Here is an 18,390-nt window from a genome sequence, read left to right on the forward strand (position 1 = left end):
CGTGGCATGGTGGCCGGATGCTCGACCGCTCCGCTTTTTCCGCCGATTGCATGAAACTTCGCGGAAACCGGGGCGTTTTCAAACCTCAGGACCGTGTTCCATGTGTTCCATCGCGTAGGAAACGAGACGCCGGCAGGTTTGCGACGGCTGCGGTCCGCAAAAGGGAATTTCACGCATGAAGCTGCACGGCTACTACCGCAGTTCGACGACCTATCGCCTGCGGATTGCGCTCAATTTGAAGGGTCTCGACTACGACTACGTCCCGGTGAACCTGCTGAAGTCCGAACAGAAGTCCGACAGCTTCAGGCGCCGCAACAGTTTCGCGACCGTCCCCATTCTGGAAGCGAAAGGCCGCGACCGCAGCCAGTCGATGGCGCAGCTCGAATGGCTCGACGAAGCCTATGACACCAAGATGCGCCTGCTGCCGCAGGACGTCGAGCAGCGCTTCACGGTGCGCGAACTCGCCTATGCGATCGCGACGGAATTGCATGCGCCACTGAACCTGCGCGTTCTCAAATATCTGAATGATCCGCTCGGTCACGAGCAGGACGAAATCGACCGCTGGTATCGCCACTGGCTCGGCGAAACGCTCGGACCGCTGGAGGAACGGCTAGCCGAACTCGATACGGGCGACTTCCTGCTCGATGCGCCGGGAATGTTCGAATGCGTTCTCTTGCCGCAGCTTTACAACGCGCGGCGCTGGAACTTCGACATGGCCCCGTTCCCCCGCATGGCGCGGATCGAGGAAGCGTGCAACGCGCTGCCTCAGATTGCCGCCGCCCATCCCGACAGACAACCCGACGCCCCACAGGCTTAATAAGAAACGAGAGAGGAAATCCCCCCATGAAACTCGCGACGCTCAATGACGGAACCCGCGACGGCAAGCTCGTCGTCGTATCGAAGGACATTACGCGCTATTGCGCGGCCGACAATATCGCCCCCACCCTGCAGGCGGCACTCGACGACTGGGAGCATTGCGCGCCGAAGCTGGAGGCGCTCTATCGCGACGTCGAACATCAGGCGGTTCCATGCGAACGCTTTCACGAGCGTGAGGCGCATTCGCCCCTGCCGCGCGCATATCAATGGGCGGATGGCAGCGCCTATATCAATCACGTCGAACTTGTTCGCAAAGCGCGCGATGCCGAAGTTCCCGAAAGCTTCTATCACGACCCGCTGATGTATCAGGGCGGCTCCGACAACTTCCTGCCGCCGCGTGCCGACATTCCTCTGGGCAATCCCGAATGGGGCTGCGACATGGAAGGCGAAGTCGCCTGCATCACCGACGACGTGCCGATGGGCGTCAGCGTCGCCGATGCGGCGGATCACATCAAGCTGCTGATGCTGGTCAACGACGTCTCGCTTCGCGGGCTCATTCCCGGCGAACTCGCCAAGGGTTTCGGCTTCTTCCAGGCGAAGCCGTCGAGCGCTTTCTCCCCCGTCTGCGTCACGCCCGACGAGTTGGGCGATGCGTGGAAGGACAGCGTCATCCACCTCCCGCTCAATGTCGATTACAATGGCGAGCCGTTCGGGCGAGCTGATGTCGGACAGGACGCGACGTTCAGCCTTGCCGATCTCGTCGCCCATGCCGCGAAGACGCGCCCGCTCGGTGCGGGGACCATCATCGGCTCCGGCACAATCAGCAACAAGGGCGAAGATGGCGGTCCGGGCAAGCCAGTATCGCAAGGCGGCGCAGGCTATAGCTGCATCGCAGAAATCCGCATGATCGAGACGATCGCGAACGGCAGTCCCTCGACGCCCTTCATGAGCGCAGGCGATACCGTGGCGATCTCGATGAACGACAAGGACGGTCATTCGATCTTCGGGACGATCGAGCAGAAAGTCGTCTCCGTCTGATAACAACCTTGCGCGCGGGGGACAGAGACGATGCGTTTGGCGGGGAAGCGTATCGCCCTTCTCTCGAGCTGGCTTTCCCCGCGCAACGGAGGCGTCTGGACGGCGGTTCTGGCGCAGGCAGCGATGTTGCGTTCGGCAGGCGCGACGCCGGTGCTTGTCGGCCTTGCGGATCTTGCGGGGCGAGACGATGAGGCCTGCGACTTCGAATGTCTGCGCGTTCCGGTTATCGGACCGGAGAGCATTGGTTTCGCTCCGCGGCTGACGCGCGTGTTGCATGAAGCGAACTTCGATCTCCTTCATCTGCACGGCATCTGGCATTATCCCAGCCTTGCCGCTGCGAAATGGGCCGAAGAAACCGGGAAACCCTATCTCGTGTCGCCGCACGGAATGCTCGATCCCTGGATCGTGCGCCGGAACCGGTGGAAGAAGCATTTGGGCGAACTGGCCTTCGAGCGGCGCAGCTGGGCCGCCGCAAATGCCTTTCATGCGCTGACTGAAAAGGAGGCGGAGGACATCGGCCTCCATGCTCTAGACAAGCCGCGCTGCGTCATCCCGAACGCCTCCCCGCCCGCCAATGCTGGCGTCGGCCCCATGCCGCTGCCCACCCTCCTTTATCTGGGACGGTTGCACGCGAAGAAGAACCTTGCTGCGCTGATAGACGGTTGGGCAAAAGCGGTAAAGCTGGGCAATCTTCCGAAGGGCGCGCAACTCGTCATCGCCGGCTGGGGAACGGACGGCGAAACCGATGCGCTGGAAAAAGCTATCGCTGGAAACGCTTCCATACGCTTTGTCGGCACGGTCGAGGGCGCCGCGAAGCGCGACTTGCTGGCGACATCACGGGCGGTCATCCTGCCCTCGCTGAGCGAAGGATTGCCCATGGTCGTGCTCGAAGCATGGGCGGCGGGTCGGCCCGTCCTGATGAGCCGACACTGCCATCTTCCGCAAGGCTTCGCTACGGGCGCGGCAGTCGACTGCGGGACCGAACCCGCGGATATTGGGCGTGCCCTCACCGCCGCTTTCGGTTGGGAGGAGCAGGAATGGCAAGAGCGCGGCGAAGCGGCCCTCGCGTTGGCCAGAGGGGAATTCGCCGCCGAAACGGTGCAGGAGGAATGGGTCGAGGTTTATCGGACACTTCTTGGCGGGGGGGCGCAATCGTGACTGACGATCCCGCACGATTTCGTACAGAGAAGAGCGCGGCTTCTTATGGCCTCGGCAACAAACTCGCCCGGATTATCTGGGTCTTTGCATGGACCGTGCTGGCGCGCTGGACGCCCCCGCCCCTCTGGGCTTGGCGGCGGTCCCTCCTGCGGCTGTTCGGAGCGCAAGTCGGCCGCGGCGCGCAGGTTCACGCAAGCGTCCGCATCTGGCTTCCCGCGCGCCTCGCCATCGGGCGGAACGCACTCATCGGTCCGCGAGTAACCCTCTACAACCAAGGTCGCATTTCGATCGGAGAGCGCAGCGTCGTCAGCCAGGGCGCACATCTTTGCGCATCGAGCCACAACGTCCGCGATCCCGGCTTCGGCCTCGTGGAACGCGAGATCGCTGTCGGATCGGGATGCTGGATAGCTGCCGAGGCGTTTGTCGGGCCTGGCGTCACGATGGGTGATGGTGCGGTGCTCGGAGCGCGCGCGGTTCTGTTCGAGGATGCCGAGCCGATGACGATCTATCGCGGCAACCCGGCAACCGCTCTGAAAGAGCGGCAATGGCGCGGCTAGAGGGCGGGTTCGATGGCGACCGTTTCCAGTATCGCTTCTTCCGCATTGCCGCGCACCCAGATGGACAATGTCTGGCTGCGGCAAGGCAGCGCTTCGACGATGTTGGCGTTCTTCGAAAATGCGGGACGCGTAGCGGTTTGCGCGCCACAACTCAGCGTGGCCGCAAACGTCGACCTAACGCCGCCGGCGACGGTAATCCTGTGGCGACCCGGTCCGAGGGCGACCGGTTGCGAAAGCACCATGCGCGCTGCGCTGCTGCGATTGGTGATGGCCAGCTTCGTGCGTGTGCCGTCTCTTACCGAAGAGATCGACACATCGCCCGAAGGTTGGACGGTCCAACCGAAAAGGCCCGGATCGTTTTGCGCGACAGCGTCGAAGTTAGCGTCGGCGATCCTGTTGGGACCTTCTGTCTTGCACTGGCGGCGATAGACCGCTTGCGCTTCGCGCCGCCATTCGCGTTCGAGAGCCGCCTGCACGAGCGGTCTGGTGCGAGCGCAGCCCCACCCTTGCGCATCCCTCCCGGAACTGCCGAGATAGGTCGCCCGGCGCAAAAGCGCGTCTTTCTCGTCGGGGGCATAGAACCGCTCGGCCCAAAGCGGGTCGCGGCGAAGTCGATCACGGAGCGCGATGCGCCCTTCCGAGCGGGCCTCGAGCGCTACCAGCGCGGTCTGAGCTGGGGTTCCGCGCTCATCGATCCGCAACAGCGCGTCCGCGTGACGGGCAGCCCGTGCGAAGTTGCCCTCCCCCATATCCATGGCGAACAACGCGAATTGCGTAAGCGGCTCGCGCCAGCCCAGCCTCGCCCCGCTCTGCAACAGTCCGACGCTTGCGTCCCGCTGGCCGACAAGATCGAGGACATAGGCTAGCCGGGCAACACCTTCTGCATCATTGGGGGCGCTCCTGACGGCAGCCGTTGCGCTTGCCACAGCTGCATCATGGTCGCCGGTCTGCATGGCACTGGCCGCGTCGCGCCCCAGCCCTTCGCTTCTGAAAGCGAAGGGAGTGACTGCTTGCAAAAGCGGGTTCGACAGGCCGATGCGGTCGGCTCCGCTCGCCAGGACCGCCACGGCGTAAACAAGAATCGCAGCAATCGATGCCGCACGTTTCACGGGACCAGTTCGCGCGCCCTCGCCGCAGCTTCCGCTTCCCCATCCGATACGTCCTTCGCGGCGGACCGGCGGCGGCGCGGCCGCGGATCGCCGTCATAGCGATAATAGTCGTAGCCGTAGTAAGCCGAATAACGGTTACCCGCCTTCGCCGGATCGAACTTTGTCAGAACGGCTCCGATCAGGACCGGGTGCATGGCGCGCAGGCGGCGGAGCGCCGTCTTCAACTGGCCGCTGCGACCGCGATCGGCTTCGACGACGAAGATCGTGCCATCAACGAGTGCGGAAAGCATCGGAGCATCCGCCAAACCGAGAACGGGCGGGCTGTCGAGGATCACGACGTCATATTCTTCACCGGCCAAGTTCAGGATTTGCGCCATGCGCGGCGAGGACAGCAGTTCTGACGGGCTCGGCGGTATCGGCCCGGAAGTGACGAGATCGAAGCCATGCTCCGGCGCGGTGACGATGGCGCTCGCGATCGGTTCTCGCGACGTCAGCAGATCGGTCAGTCCTCGCACATTCGCGAGGCCGGCAAGCCGATGCAGGGACGGGCGGCGCAAATCGGCATCGATCAGCAAGGTCCGCATACCCATGCGGGCGAAGCCGACCGCCATGGCGACGCTCGTCGTGCTCTTGCCCTCTCCGGCCTGCGCGCTCGTCACCGCCATCAATTTGGGCAGGCCTTCGCGAGTCGAATAAAGAAGCGCGCCGCGCATCGAGTTATGCGCTTCGGCGACCGGCGACTTGAAGTCCGCCAGTTCTTCGAGCGGGTTTTCGCGCTCCGAACGCGGGATGACTCCCAGAAGCGGCATTTCGAGCTTGCTCTCGATGTCTTCGGGAACGTGCACCACATCGTCCATCTGATCGCGCACGAAGACGATGCCGCCCGCGAGGAACAGCCCGAACAGCAACCCCAGTGAAAGGTTCGTCGTCAGGCTCGGCGAGGAACGCGCGCCGGGTATCGTCGCGCGGTCGATGATCGCGATATTGCTGCTCGCAATGCCGGCAGAGGCGTTGAGTTCGCGGAAGCGCTGCAACAGCCCCTCATAGATCGAGCGAGCGGTATCGGCCTCGCGCGCGAGGGTGTTGTACCTGACGGAGCGGTCCTGCTCCGCCAGCGTCTCGCCCCGCAGCCGCGCGACCTGTCCGTTGAGTTTGCTCTCTGCGGTAACCGCCGCGCGGTAATCGCTGCGGATCGAATTGACGACATTACGCGCAGCCTCGTCGGTCTGCCTGGTGACTGCCGCAAGTTCCGTTTCCAGTCGGCCGATCGTCGGATGATCGGGCAGATAGCGACCACGCGCCGTCTGCAACTCGGCCTCTACATTCGATTGCCGCGTCATCAGCGCCTGCACGGTCGGGCTGGCAAGAACGGGTTGCGAGGAAAGCAGCGGCGCGTTGCGGACTGCCTGCCACCGCGCCTCGGCGGCGATCCGGTCCGCCTGTGCGCGAATGGCCGCGTCGTTGATCTGCAAGAGGCTCGAAGCCGTAACGGTCCCTGCCGCCGCCGCGCGGGGATCCGTTGCCAGCGCGTCGCGCGTCCTTATCAGACCCGCCGACTTGGCGTAATCGTTGAGGTCGTTTTCCGACTGTTCGAGATTTGCTCGCGCCTCCTCCAGCTGATCGGCGACGAAATTGCGTGCATAGGCGCTCGAATTGTAGCTTCTCTGGAGGTTCGCCTGGATGAATTCCTCGGCAAACGCGTTGGCGATGCGCGCCGACATCTCCGCATCGAGACTGGTGAAGCCGATCCGCGCGATGCGGGTCGAGGCGGGAAGATCGACTTCCAATCCCTCCTGCAGCAGGGGAATGACGGTCCCGCGTATGACGGGATCGACTGCCCCCGTCGAGCGAGCCGCACCCTCGGGCATCTCGCTGCCCATTGCGGCGTAGAAACGCGGATCGTCGTAGAGCGAGAGGGCGTTCGCCACGCGTTCGGCCAGGCCCTCGCTTTGCAGGACGTCGAGCTGCGTGTTCAGGAACCGGTCGACATCCCAGTCTGACACGGCCGTGAAGTTCGTCTCCAGTTCCTCGCCCAGAACCTCGTCGCGCTGATCGTTGATCTGGACCGTGGACACGGCGGTAAAGCGCGGGGTCGCCAGCATCGTCAGGACGAATGAAAGTGCAACACAGGCGACGAAGACGCCGAGGGCCAGCCACAAATGGCGGCGAATGGCGGCGAAGATGTAGCGCAAGTTGCGGCTGATGAAGTTCTCCCCTGCCGCCGGATAGGCCCCGAAATAAGGCGTAGCCGGAACCGAAGAAGGGGCGTTGAATGGCTGGGCGTTCATATCGGTCGCAACACTCCGAGGATTGGCGTCACTCTCAGCACGTCGCGCAAGGCAGCCCGGCGGGCGCTGTGACCCACGACGACCACGTCGCCAGGTAGCAGCGCGAAATCAGGCATGCGGCCGGCCCTGATCGCCTTCACGTCGAACCGTCCGCCGAGGCGTTCGCCCTCGACGTTGCGAAAGACGAACACGTCGCCGAGCGCCGCGACTTCGGTCGGGCTGCGTGCCTGGGCCAATGCGATCAGGAGCGACTGACCCGGAGCATAGGGATAGTTGCCCGGCTGCTCTACTTCGCCCTCGACCGTGATGAAGGGTTCGCGCGCTTCCTCTACCGTTACGCTGACGCGCGGATCGCGCAGGTAACGTGCCCCATAGAGCGTCTCGATGCGCTCACCGAGTTCGCGTGCCGTCAGCCCCGCCGCAGCGACGTCGCCGATCAGCGGCAGCCCGATATTCCCCGAATTGTCGAGCAGCGTTTCCTCGACCGTAAGGTCCGGTTCGCCGAATACGTTGACGCTGACGGTGTCGCCCGGTTGCAGCGCATAGCCACTGGCGAAATCCACGGGTTCGACCGGGGTAGCGAGCGCGCTGTAGGCCGCCTCGCCGCTCGGTCCGACGGGTTCGTTCGCGCTCATGCACCCGGCAAGTGCCAGGGCGGCCCATGCCACAATGACGCCGCGTGCCACACCGCGCCATTCCAATGATAATGACCGACTAACCCTCATCGACCGATCTCTTCATCCGACCCCTCGGCCAATGCCTCGCGGCGACCGATCGAGAGGATCAATCCTGCCGCCAAAGCGCCGATACTCGCCAATGCCATAGTGCGAAACGGATAATCAACCATGCTGTGCAGTCCCATCAACAGCAATGATCCGGCAGCGAGGAGCAGGATCGGTCGATCGAGCGGCGCCTTTTGCCAGGCGCGACGCAGGCTTCCGATCAGCAAGACGAGTATGGCGCTCACCAGCACGATGCCGAACAAGCCTGCTTCCATCAGCAATTCGAGCCAGTCGTTATGCGCCCGGTTGGGGAAGGAGTAATCGACCGCGTCGAGTCGCTCATAAGGCAGGAAGGCTGGCTGGAACGTCCCGATCCCGCTTCCCCACGGCCAGTATGCGAGCATGGCTTGCCATGCGTCGCACCACAACAACGACCGAAGGTCCCCGTCCCCAGTAAAGCGCGCCAGAATGTCGCCGCCGCGCCCCCATCCTATGATAATTACGAAAACGAGGCTTAACGTCAGCACGATAGATACGGTAAAACCGCGCCGCCTTGTCGCCGGATAGGCTTCAGCGAGGATCGCTACGTGCAAGGGAAGAGCGACCGCTAGGAGCAGGATGCCGGCACGCGACCCCGTTAACAAGGCAGCCGCCAGTAGTACTCCCTGGACCGCCACAAATCCCGCCACCCCTCGCGCGCCAAAACGCGCTTGCGCAAAAATCGCACTCGCTGCGAGGCTGCTGATCAGGAAGAAATCGACCGCCGCGTTGCGATTGGCGAAACTTCCCGTGATCCAGCCGAGATGGGTCTCGGAGTAAAAGCGGAAGGCGCGGTCGTCCGTCGCAAGCTGCAACGTTCCGAGCACCGCCATCGCTATGCCGCTCAAGACGACGACCAGCAGCAACTTGCGTTGATAAACCGTCGGAAGGATCGTAACGGCTATCATCAGGAGGATGGGAGGAATTATCGCGAGAAAGCTCGCCAGGGTTCGCGCCGGTGCGATCGTCCAGGGGCGCCAGTCGCCCTCGGCCCCAATCTGCGTAAGAATGTCCTGCTCGATTGCTCGGCCCGGCAAAGCCTGCCAGACCGATGGAGGGAGCGGAACGAGCTGGACGAGCGGAAGGACGAGAACCCCACCCGCGATCAGCCATGCTTCTTTCGGAACGCGGCGCGCATCATCAAACCCCGGGCGAAGCGCCAGAAAGACGAGCACCAGCACCACCGCGATGCCTTGCAAAACAACTTCTGAAGCGGGATTGGGCGTGCCGCCACCGCCGAGCCAGATCGCAGCGAAGAGATAGGCTGCGACGCACCATGCGAGTTGACGCGACCCGTCCCTGATCCCACCCTTGTTCATGCAGTCCAGCTTACGCGCGCCGGCGCGCAACTAAAACTACATGGAGCGGGCGATCAACATCTTCATGATCTCGTTCGATCCGCCGAAAATCCGGGCAATCCGGGTATCGCGATACATGCGAGCGATAGGATAGTCGTTGATGTAGCCCGAACCGCCGTGAAGCTGCAGGCACTTGTCGACCACCTCGCTCTGCAATTCGGTAACCCAGTATTTCGCCATGCTCGCGGTCGGAACGTCGAGCTTTCCGTCCAGCAGCTTGGCGATGCAATCGTTCACGAACACACGGGCAGCCGTGCCCTTCGCTTTCAGATCGGCAAGGACGAACTGGGTGTTCTGAAAGTCCCAGACGGTCTGGCCGAATGCCTTGCGCTGCTTCACGAACTCGACCGTCGTGTCGAGTGCACGCTCGATGCCGTCCATTGCCTGAACCGCGATGATCAGCCGCTCCTGCGGCAACTCGCCCATCAGCTGGTAGAAGCCCTTGCCCTCGACCCCGCCGAGGATCGCATCGCCCGGCACGAAAACGTCGTCGAAGAACAGCTCGGACGTGTCCTGCGCATCGAGCCCGATCTTGTCGAGCTTCTTGCCGCGTTCGAAACCTTCGGCGCCTTCGGTTTCCATGAGAACGAGACTGATGCCCTTGTGCCCTTCCTTGGGATCGGTCTTCGCGACGACGATCACGAAATCCGCGATCTGGCCGTTGGAGATATAGGTCTTGGAGCCATTCAGCCGATAGCCGTTGCCGTCCTTCAAGGCGGTCGTCGTGATGCTTTGCAGGTCGGAGCCTGCGCCCGGTTCGCTCATCGCGATGGCGCTGACGAGTTCGCCCGATACGAGGCGCGGAAGATACTTCTTCTTCTGCTCCTCCGTACCGTGGCGGACGAGATAGGGCAGGATGATGACGTTGTGCAGGCTCGCCGCGAACCCTTCGACACCATGCTTTGCCTGCTGGTCGATGACGACGAGATCGTGCCGGAAATCGCCCCCGTGGCCGCCATACTCCTCCGGCACGGAAACGCCGAGGAGCCCGGCCTCGCCGGCCTCGCTCCAGAATTCGCGTTCGACCTGCCCGTCTTCGCGCCACTTGGCGACGCGCTTTTGCGGCGCGTGCTGCTCGTAGAACTTGCCCACGGCGTCGGCAAAGATCGAGATTTCCTCGTCTTCCATGAATTCCGGCCGGGAAACGTCGATTACGGGCATTTGCTCTTCATCCTCTCGTCTTTGTTTATTGAGTTGCTCGAGGCGCCTACTTGCCTTTCCAGTTGGGCTTGCGCTTCTCGGCAAAGGCTGCTGCGCCTTCGCGCGCATCTTCGCTCATGAACACCTTGGGCACGATCTGCGCCTGCCGGTCCCACCGTTCGTCACGGTTCCAGCCCCGCGATTCCTCGATGACCTGTTTCGAAACCTGTACGGCGAGCGGGCCATTCTCGTTGATCGTGCGTGCAAGTTCCATCGCCGCGGTCAAGGCCTGGCCTTCGCAGACGCGGTTGACCAGACCGATCTCGAAGGCGCGCTGCGCATCGATGAAATCGCCGGTCAGGGCCAGTTCCATGGCGATCTTGTGCGGAATGAGGTCGGGCAGCATCATCAGCCCTCCGGCGGCGGCAGCAAGGCCGCGCTTGACCTCCGGGATACCGAACTTCGCGCCGCTATTGGCGACTACCAGATCGCAGGCGATCATCAGTTCAAGACCGCCCGCCAGCGCATATCCGTCGACTGCCGCGATCAGCGGTTTCTTCGGCGGCTGCTGAACCAGTCCGCCGAAGCCGCGACCTTCGACGACCGGGCTCTCGCCGCGAAGGAAACCCTTGAGGTCCATGCCCGAGCAGAACGTTCCGCCAGCGCCGGTTATGATGCCGACCCGCAGCGCATCATCGCTGTCGAGCCGGTCGAGTGCCTCTGCGATCGCTTCGGCAGCGGCCTTGGTCATCGCGTTCTTCGCTTCTGGACGGTCGATCGTGATGACCAGTATTCCGTCTTCATCGCGCGTCGTAACGTCACTCATCGGCATCCCCATTTCAATTTGCAACCGAACATGCCCGCTCGATTGCGGCATGGCAAGCCCTCCTCATCGCTCGTCGGTGACACCGAGATGCGCCCGATCGCGCGCGCGATTGCCAAGCAGCGACGGCAAAGCTAGGCGGTGGCCTCAGCAATAACGAAAGCCACCGCCGGGAGCCCCGACCATCGCAGAGACCCATTTCGAAGGATTTGGCGGCGTCAGACTGTCGGCGGACGAATGGGGAACCCGCCATTCGCCCACGGTCCTCTTTCTGCCCGACATCGGCCAGGTTCGCGGGATCTGGCACGACGCCGCCGCCGCGCTCGCGGGGGCCGGACGCCATGTCATTGCCGTCGATCTGCGCGGTTCAGGCGCAAGCGAGGAACCGGGCGACCGGCGCTATGATGCGGACGCATTCATCGGCGACCTCTATGCCGTCCTCGGCCAGTTGTCGTCCCGCCCAGTCGTCGTCGGAGCGGGCCGTTCCGCACGTCTTGCCGCGATCGCCTTGGGAGAAGCTGGTCCGGACCTCGCCAGCGGCCTCGTCCTCGTCGAACGATATGGCGCTTATTCGTCTTCCGTCCCGGACGATGCGCCAGCGAGCGGCGCGCTGGACGAGCGCACGAGACAGGCTCTCGAACGTATCACGACGCCTATCCTGCAGGTAAGCGCGAATGACAGCGAGGCACGGTTCGACCGATTTGCTTCCGCCAGAACGGATATCGAGGCGGAAGCCATGCTCGCCCCCTCGCATCCCGATCACGAAGAGCACTTCCACGCTATGCTGGTCGAGTTTCTGGAGCGGCGCGTTCCGCGGACGGCGGACGAATATGTGACCGGTGTCGATCCGCGTACCTTGCGCGATGCGCTGGGCACTTTCGCGACCGGAGTGACGATCGTGACGGCGACTGCCCCCGACGGCAGCCATGTCGGGCTGACCGCGAACAGCTTCACGTCGGTCAGCCTCGATCCGCCCCTCCTGCTCGTCTGTCCGGCACGCAATGCCGGGTCGATGGCCGCGCTGGAGCAGGCGGAACATTTTGCCGTCAACGTCCTTCATATCGGGCAGCAGTCGGTCTCGAACCTGTTTGCGATGAAGGGCGAGGACCGGTTCGCGGAAACCGAGTTCGAATTGTGGGACCGGGGCGTTCCGATCCTCGACAACGCCCTCGCCAATTTCGAATGTCGCAAATATGCCGAGTATGACGGAGGCGATCACGTCATCCTGGTGGGCGAGGTCGAACGGGTTCGCTATGCGCCGCAGCGCGACCCGCTGCTCTATTTCAGGGGCAAGTATCGCAGGCTTCATTTCGGATGAGCTTGCCGCAGCCGGAGCGCATCCCGGTGCTGGTCGGGGTGGGACAGATAAACGATCGCCCCGCCCGCAATGCCGAGGGACTGAACGCGCGCGAACTGATGATCGCGGCACTGCAAGAGGCGGAACGCGATGCGGGCGGCGGCTGGCTCGCTCAATGCGACCGCCTTGCGCTGGTGACGCAGTGGTCGTTCCGGCAGCTCAATCCCGTAGCAAAAGAGGTTGCCGAAGCCATCGGAGCCAGACCCGCAACGCTTTACGAAAGCGGGATGCCGAAAGGCGACAGCCCGATGCGCCTGCTGAACGAAGCGGCGAACGCCATCGGCGCTGGCGAAGCGCGCATTGCCGCGATCGCGGGAGGCGAAGCGTTGCGCACGGCGGCAGCACTCGCACGCGAGGGCAAGGGGCCGAGCAACCCTTTCGCAAAATCCGAGGATGGAGGCGAGCAGCCGCTGAATTCGGATTCCCCGCGGCCCGAGCGTCCTTTCGCGCATCGCTACGGTCTCGTCATGCCGGCCGACGTTTATCCGCTTTACGAGAATGCGGGACGCGCCGCCTACGGGCAGACGCTGGCCGAGGGTCAGGCGGAAAGCGGCACGCTATGGTCGAAGATGTCGCAGGTCGCCGCGGACAACGAACAGGCTTGGCTGCGAGAAAGCCTGACGCACGAGGAGATCATCCGCCCGTCAGCATCCAATCGCCGCATGGCATTTCCCTATACCAAGTTCCTCGTCGCCAATGCCGCGGTCAATCAGGGGGCGGCGATGATCGTTACGAGCTTGGCCGAAGCGCGGCGGCGCAACATTCCGGAAAAGCGCATCATCCATATTGGGCTGGGTGCCGCGGCACATGAGGCCGACGACTATCTCAAGCGCGACAGCTATGCGGCGTCGGCAGGAATGAAGGTTACTCTGGAGCGGGTGCCCGCGCTGAACGGGCTCGCTGCGAAAGACCTCGATCACGTCGAACTCTACAGCTGCTTTCCCTGCGTTCCGAAAATGGCGAGACGGGTCCTTGGCTTCGATGAAGAAAGACCTATCACCGTTTTCGGCGGTCTCACCTTCGGCGGCGCTCCGATCGGCAATTACATGAGCCATGCCGCAGCCAGCATGACCGACTTGCTTCGCCGGGAAGGCGGAACCGGATTGCTGTTCGCGAATGGCGGTTACGCCACTCACAACCATGCGATCGTCCTTTCCGCAGAACCCCTGCTCGCCGCCAGTTTCCCGCAGAATTTCGACTTTCAGGCGGAGGCCGACGCACTCCGCGGCGAAATACCGGAACTGAACGAAGATTACGCAGGACCGGCAGTCATTGAGACTTACACCGTCCTCTACGACCGAAGCGGGGCGGTCGAGCACGGCATCATCGTCGCTCGCACCAACGACGGCAGGCGAACGCTGGCCATCGTCCCGGCGAACGATGAAACGATGATCGCTTTTCTGACCGAGGGGAACCACGAGCCGGTCGGCACAGGAGGAACGATCATCGCCGGCGGCGCAGACGGATTGCAACGCTGGGTCATGGCCTGATCGCGATTGCTTTGCGCGCGGTCGCAAAATGCCTAGATTGCCGAGCGTGGAAAACCTCTTCGATGATGCCGGTCTCATGCGCTTTGCAGTCTTTGCAGGGCTGTTCGTGTTGCTGGTCTTGCTCGAGCAACTGTTCCCTCGCCGAAGCCGGAGCCAGCCGCGACGGCAGCGCTGGGTTACGAACGGTGCTTTGATCGTCATCGATACGCTTGCCCTGCGCCTCATCCTGCCGGTCGCGGCGCTCGGAATGGCAGGCATCGCGGAGGCGCGCGGCTGGGGTCTCTTCAACATGATCGACTGGCCAGTATGGCTCGAAATCATTCTTTGCGTCGTCATCCTCGACATAGCGATCTACTGGCAGCATGTTGCGACCCATCGCGTGCCCTTGCTCTGGCGGTTGCATAAGGTGCACCATGTCGACCGCGACCTCGACACGACCAGCGGCTTTCGCTTTCATCCGCTGGAGATCGTCGGCTCGATGATCTTCAAGATCGCTCTTGTCGCCCTGCTCGGTCCGGCTATTGTCGCGGTGTTCATCTTTGAGCTGCTACTCAACGCCGGTTCGATGTTCAGCCACGCCAACCTACGCCTGCCCCCCCGGCTCGACCGGGCCCTGCGGCTCGCACTCGTGACGCCCGACATGCACCGCATCCACCATTCGACCAGAGAGCATGAGACGAACACGAATTACGGTTTCTCGACTTCCGCGTGGGATCGCCTGTTCGGAACCTATCGAGACGATCCGCAGGATGGGCACGAGCGCATGACGATCGGCCTCGACGAGTATCAGGACGAACGACCTGCGCGCCTTCTGCCCAGTCTCGCGATCCCGTTTGCGTGTTCGCGACCCGACGCTTCGAACCGCAAATGACCCGGACAGATCAATCGACAAGGCCGCGCATATGGAAGCGGGCGTTCGCGGCGTTCGCTGGCCTCTTCGTGCTGACTTTGTTCCTCGCGATCGACGCCAGTCCCGACACCCCGGTCCAGCAAGCCCCGACCGCGCGCGACGTGGAGAAAGCGCAGTCGGCATTTCGAGCCTGGAAATCGGCCCAGGCCGAGGATGCGGCGCCCGAGATTGCCTTCGACAATGCGATGCTGACCGCGGCGGGCGTCCTTATCAGCGACGGAACCGGATACGAGCGCGCTTCGCTTTCGGTGAAGGACGGCGTGGCGCGCGGAACGGCGAGCATCGCCCTGCCCTTCGGCCTGTGGCTCAACGGATCGGCGGGCCTGACTGGCGAACATCGAGGCTTTCCGGAAGTGGACGCGCAGGTCGGCAGCTTGCCGATCCCCTCCTTCCTCGTCGAACTGGGTGCACGCACGGCCTATCACCTGCTCCGTCGAAGAGGCGCCAACCTTCGACCTTTCGATGATCTAGTGCAGCATATTGCCATCGAACGAGAAACGGTCGTCGCCAGCCTGGCGATCCCTTCGAGCACCGGGCTCGTTCAGGAATATGTGCAGGCGAGCGGCACGTCCGCCGATCCGCGCCTGACCCAGGCCCTGTATTGCCGGGCGATCGAAGCACAAAAGCGGGAAGGTTTTGCTACTCTCCCCGAACTGGTGCGGGTCGTCTTCACACAAAGCGAAAGAACCTCCGGCGATGTCGCACACAACCGGGCGGCCCTCGCGGCTCTCGCCCTGTTCGTCGTCCCGGGAGAGGCGCAAACGATTTCGCCCGCACTGACGCCGATGCTGGACGATTGCGGGAGACCTGCTGCATCGATAACGCTGCGTGGCCGCGACGATCTTGCCAAGCACTGGGCGCTCTCCGCGCAGCTTCTCGCGACGTTCGGGGACGACGCGGCGCTCGGCCTTGGTCAGTGGAAGGAACTGAAGGACAGCCTCGATGGCGGATCGGGATTTTCCTTCGTCGATCTCGCAGCCGATCGGTCCGGCCTACTCCATGCCCGCATGGCACTGGACCCGAACGAGGCTCATTCGGCGGCAGTCAGGCTGTCGCGTATAAGACAGGAAGGACTTCTGCCGATATCCCTGATGCGCGCGCCGGAAGGATTGTCGGAAGGCGAGTTTGTGGCGACCTACGGAACGATCGATAGCCGTCGCTACGAAGCGGCCATCCGCACGATCGATGAAGCCTTGCGCCGCGAATTGCGCTAGGACTGGAGGAACCCGAAACGATCGACGTTCGAAGGAACCGTTGCGCCTGTTGATTTCTTACGCTTTTCTTGGTGAAAGCGCGGTGGGCGCAAGACTTATTCCGTTCGCGAGCGAAAGAGCCGCCCGCCGGACGCGGAAAACAGGGAAAGACAAACGGGAATGAATGATCAGCGTCATCCGATCACCGGCAATTTCCTGCGCGGTCGTTTGCGCCATGCGCTTTCCGAACGCGAACAGGATCTTCTGGAAAGCCTTTTCGACGACGCCATCGTCACCGAAACGAACCAGGTGCTGATGCGGCGCGGCGAAGTGTCCGACTATTCAACGATGTTGATCGACGGGTTCGTCTTGCGCACGATCGACGACGAGGAAGAGGAGCGGATCGTCGGGTTCCAGGTACCGGGCGATTTCATGGATCTTCACGCTTTCGCCCTGAAGCGTCTGGATCACAACCTAGTTACTCTCAACTCGGCGAAGATCGCGAAAATCGCGCATGAGAAACTCGAACGACTGATGGCGGAGGAGCCGCACCTTGCACGGATCCTCTGGTTCTCCACCCTGCTCGATGCCGCCATTCACCGCGAATGGATCATGAAGATCGGCCAGCTGCGCGCGCTTGGCCGTGCGGCGCATTTCTTCTCGGAAATAAATTACCGCTTGCAGATGGTCGGTCGAGCCGGGCGGCACGGGTTTCAGACGCCGCTCACTCAGGCGCACGTTGCCAATGTCTGCGGAACGACACCGGTCCACATCAACCGTGTTCTGAAGGATCTGCGCGAAAGCGGAGCAGCCGATTTCCGCCGAGGCGACGTCCGGATCGAAAGTCTCGACAAACTTCACGCTCTTGGCAGGTTCTCGCCCGACTACCTCTACGGCGAAGGACTGCTCGCAATGACGAACGAATTTTCGACATAAGCCTCCCATTCCCCTGAAGCGCCTTCGTTTTTCGCGCCTCGTAAACAAAATCAATAATTTAAGCAGGCTGCATTTTTGTTAAGAAAGCCTATCTGGCGTTGCATGAAGAAAGTCAGCCCTACTCCGAGCGGTACCGTCGACCTCGAACACGATGCCGCCGTGGCCGACAGTCTGCGGGATTTCATTTCCGAAAAGGGATTTCCCTGTGTCGGCGCGAAAAGCGCGCTCGCACGGGGCACGCTTGAAATCCTCGTCTGCCACGATGTCTCGAGCGGATGGGACGATCTGCGTATTCACAAGGCTTTGCTCGACTGGGCGGAGGACTATCGCGCCGACCCGGAAGGACTGCGCAGTCTCGCCGTTATTTTTCGCAGCGATGCTGGCCTCGACGAAGCGCAGTTCGAAAAGAACATGTGGGACCGCATCCAGTCGATCTCCGACAAGGACGCCTGGCTCGGCCAGCCCTACGACCACCGGGTCAGCGCAGATCCCGACGATCCCCATTTCTCGCTGAGTTTCGGCGGAGAAGCGTTTTTCGTCGTCGGACTGCATCCTAATGCGTCTCGCCCAGCCCGGCGGACCCCTTACCCCACCATGGTCTTCAACCTTCACGACCAGTTCGAGAAACTGCGCGAGGAAGGGCGCTACGAGCGAATGCGCGAAGCCATCCTCGATCGCGACAAGGCGCTGGCCGGCGACATCAATCCGATGCTCGCCCGGCACGGCGAAGCGAGCGAGGCCGCGCAATATAGCGGCCGGCAGGTGGATGAAGAATGGAAGTGCCCCTTCACCGACCCGAGGGGCTCATGACCGGCACGACGCGCATTTCTCCGCGCTCCGGCGCAGCGTTCGAACTCGGCAAGGGGCAGAGGTTGAAGGTCATCGACCCCGAAGGCTGCCAGGTTTCGGACCTGCTCGCCTTTCGCCGCGGCGATGTCGGCGAAGTCGTCTCGAACGGGCGGACCTTCGATTACGAAGAGACGATCAAGCTGACCGAGGGGAACACGCTCTGGTCGAACCGGTCGAACCGGATGCTGCGGATCGTCGAGGATACGGTCGGCTGCCATGATTTCCTGCTCACGCCGTGCAGCAAGGACACGTTCCGCCATTTCTATCCCGACAAGCCGGTTCATCGCGGCTGCTTCGGCAATCTGGCGGAGGCGCTCGCGCCCTATGGCGTCACCGAGGACACGATCCCGACCGCGTTCAACGTCTTCATGAACGTTCCGGTCGACGGGTCGAGCGGCAAGCTCGAAGTCCTGCCGCCACCGAGCAAGGCCGGCGACCACATCGTCCTAGAGGCGGAAATGGACCTCGTCATCGGGCTGACGGCGTGTTCGGCTTACGCGTCGAACGGCGGAAGCTTCCGACCGATCGATTACGAAATCATCGGCTGACGATCTGGCCTTTGCTGTCGGCTACCGCGCGGCGGAACAAGATTTTCATCCTTCGGTTT

Annotated in this window: 17 protein-coding genes; 11 read left to right on the plus strand and 6 right to left on the minus strand. The window is 62.7% G+C overall.

Features of this window, described 5'->3' with window-relative positions; translation table 11 throughout:
* Window positions 1-175 precede the first annotated feature (175 nt).
* Genes maiA through GRI38_RS07135 form a run of 4 tightly spaced genes read left to right on the plus strand, consistent with a single transcriptional unit; the run spans window position 176 to window position 3,569 of the window.
* Window positions 176-817, plus strand: coding sequence for a maleylacetoacetate isomerase (maiA, locus tag GRI38_RS07120; protein WP_160682160.1), 642 nt, complete (start codon window positions 176-178; stop codon window positions 815-817).
* A 26-nt stretch (window positions 818-843) separates the two neighbouring features.
* On the plus strand, window positions 844-1,854 hold the full coding sequence (locus GRI38_RS07125; RefSeq protein ID WP_160682161.1) for a fumarylacetoacetate hydrolase family protein: 1,011 nt from the start codon (window positions 844-846) through the stop codon (window positions 1,852-1,854).
* Window positions 1,855-1,884: 30 nt separating this feature from the next.
* Complete coding sequence (locus tag GRI38_RS07130; protein ID WP_160682162.1) at window positions 1,885-3,012, plus strand: glycosyltransferase; 1,128 nt, start codon at window positions 1,885-1,887, stop codon at window positions 3,010-3,012.
* A complete protein-coding gene (locus GRI38_RS07135) occupies window positions 3,009-3,569 on the plus strand; it encodes a DapH/DapD/GlmU-related protein (protein WP_337191251.1) in 561 nt (186 codons plus the stop codon). Before GRI38_RS07130 ends, GRI38_RS07135 begins: the two co-directional genes overlap by 4 nt.
* Here the strand turns inward: GRI38_RS07135 and GRI38_RS07140 are convergent.
* From GRI38_RS07140 to GRI38_RS07165, 6 genes are read right to left on the minus strand one after another with little or no spacing between them, the layout of a single operon-like run.
* Window positions 3,566-4,678 (minus strand): hypothetical protein, encoded by a 1,113-nt coding sequence (locus GRI38_RS07140; RefSeq protein WP_160682164.1) that lies wholly within the window; start codon window positions 4,676-4,678, stop codon window positions 3,566-3,568. The genes GRI38_RS07135 and GRI38_RS07140 overlap by 4 nt on opposite strands.
* Window positions 4,675-6,966 carry a GumC family protein gene (locus GRI38_RS07145; RefSeq protein ID WP_160682165.1) on the minus strand — a complete coding sequence of 764 codons (2,292 nt, stop codon included), beginning with the start codon at window positions 6,964-6,966 and terminating at the stop codon, window positions 4,675-4,677. The genes GRI38_RS07140 and GRI38_RS07145 overlap by 4 nt, the downstream gene beginning before the upstream one ends.
* On the minus strand, window positions 6,963-7,691 hold the full coding sequence (locus tag GRI38_RS07150) for a polysaccharide biosynthesis/export family protein (protein WP_160682166.1): 729 nt from the start codon (window positions 7,689-7,691) through the stop codon (window positions 6,963-6,965). The genes GRI38_RS07145 and GRI38_RS07150 overlap by 4 nt, the downstream gene beginning before the upstream one ends.
* Window positions 7,688-9,046 (minus strand): O-antigen ligase family protein, encoded by a 1,359-nt coding sequence (locus tag GRI38_RS07155; RefSeq protein WP_160682167.1) that lies wholly within the window; start codon window positions 9,044-9,046, stop codon window positions 7,688-7,690. Before GRI38_RS07155 ends, GRI38_RS07150 begins: the two co-directional genes overlap by 4 nt.
* A 36-nt stretch (window positions 9,047-9,082) precedes the next feature.
* A complete protein-coding gene (locus GRI38_RS07160; RefSeq protein WP_160682168.1) occupies window positions 9,083-10,246 on the minus strand; it encodes an acyl-CoA dehydrogenase family protein in 1,164 nt (387 codons plus the stop codon).
* A gap of 46 nt (window positions 10,247-10,292) precedes the next feature.
* Window positions 10,293-11,051, minus strand: a complete 759-nt coding sequence (locus GRI38_RS07165; RefSeq protein WP_160682169.1) for a crotonase/enoyl-CoA hydratase family protein — start codon at window positions 11,049-11,051, stop codon at window positions 10,293-10,295.
* A gap of 220 nt (window positions 11,052-11,271) precedes the next feature.
* Here GRI38_RS07165 and GRI38_RS07170 point away from each other — a divergent pair, with 220 nt between their 5' ends.
* The 7 genes from GRI38_RS07170 to GRI38_RS07200 all read left to right on the plus strand — a co-directional run bounded on the left by GRI38_RS07170 (window position 11,272) and on the right by GRI38_RS07200 (window position 18,331).
* A complete protein-coding gene (locus GRI38_RS07170) occupies window positions 11,272-12,366 on the plus strand; it encodes an alpha/beta fold hydrolase (protein WP_202389917.1) in 1,095 nt (364 codons plus the stop codon).
* Complete coding sequence (locus tag GRI38_RS07175) at window positions 12,363-13,895, plus strand: acetyl-CoA acetyltransferase (protein WP_160682170.1); 1,533 nt, start codon at window positions 12,363-12,365, stop codon at window positions 13,893-13,895. The genes GRI38_RS07170 and GRI38_RS07175 overlap by 4 nt, the downstream gene beginning before the upstream one ends.
* Before the next feature lie 28 nt (window positions 13,896-13,923).
* Window positions 13,924-14,766: a sterol desaturase family protein gene (locus tag GRI38_RS07180; protein WP_160682171.1), complete on the plus strand. Its 843-nt coding sequence runs from the start codon at window positions 13,924-13,926 to the stop codon at window positions 14,764-14,766.
* A complete protein-coding gene (locus GRI38_RS07185) occupies window positions 14,763-16,019 on the plus strand; it encodes a YfiM family lipoprotein (protein WP_160682172.1) in 1,257 nt (418 codons plus the stop codon). Before GRI38_RS07180 ends, GRI38_RS07185 begins: the two co-directional genes overlap by 4 nt.
* Window positions 16,020-16,178: 159 nt before the next feature.
* Window positions 16,179-16,934, plus strand: coding sequence for a Crp/Fnr family transcriptional regulator (locus GRI38_RS07190; protein WP_160682173.1), 756 nt, complete (start codon window positions 16,179-16,181; stop codon window positions 16,932-16,934).
* A 102-nt stretch (window positions 16,935-17,036) separates the two neighbouring features.
* Window positions 17,037-17,744, plus strand: a complete 708-nt coding sequence (gene gntA / locus GRI38_RS07195; protein WP_160682174.1) for a guanitoxin biosynthesis heme-dependent pre-guanitoxin N-hydroxylase GntA — start codon at window positions 17,037-17,039, stop codon at window positions 17,742-17,744.
* On the plus strand, window positions 17,741-18,331 hold the full coding sequence (locus GRI38_RS07200) for a DUF1989 domain-containing protein (protein ID WP_160682175.1): 591 nt from the start codon (window positions 17,741-17,743) through the stop codon (window positions 18,329-18,331). Before gntA ends, GRI38_RS07200 begins: the two co-directional genes overlap by 4 nt.
* The last annotated feature ends 59 nt before the right edge of the window (window positions 18,332-18,390 follow it).

This window comes from Parapontixanthobacter aurantiacus, assembly GCF_009827635.1.
In the GTDB taxonomy this organism is placed as follows: domain Bacteria; phylum Pseudomonadota; class Alphaproteobacteria; order Sphingomonadales; family Sphingomonadaceae; genus Parapontixanthobacter; species Parapontixanthobacter aurantiacus.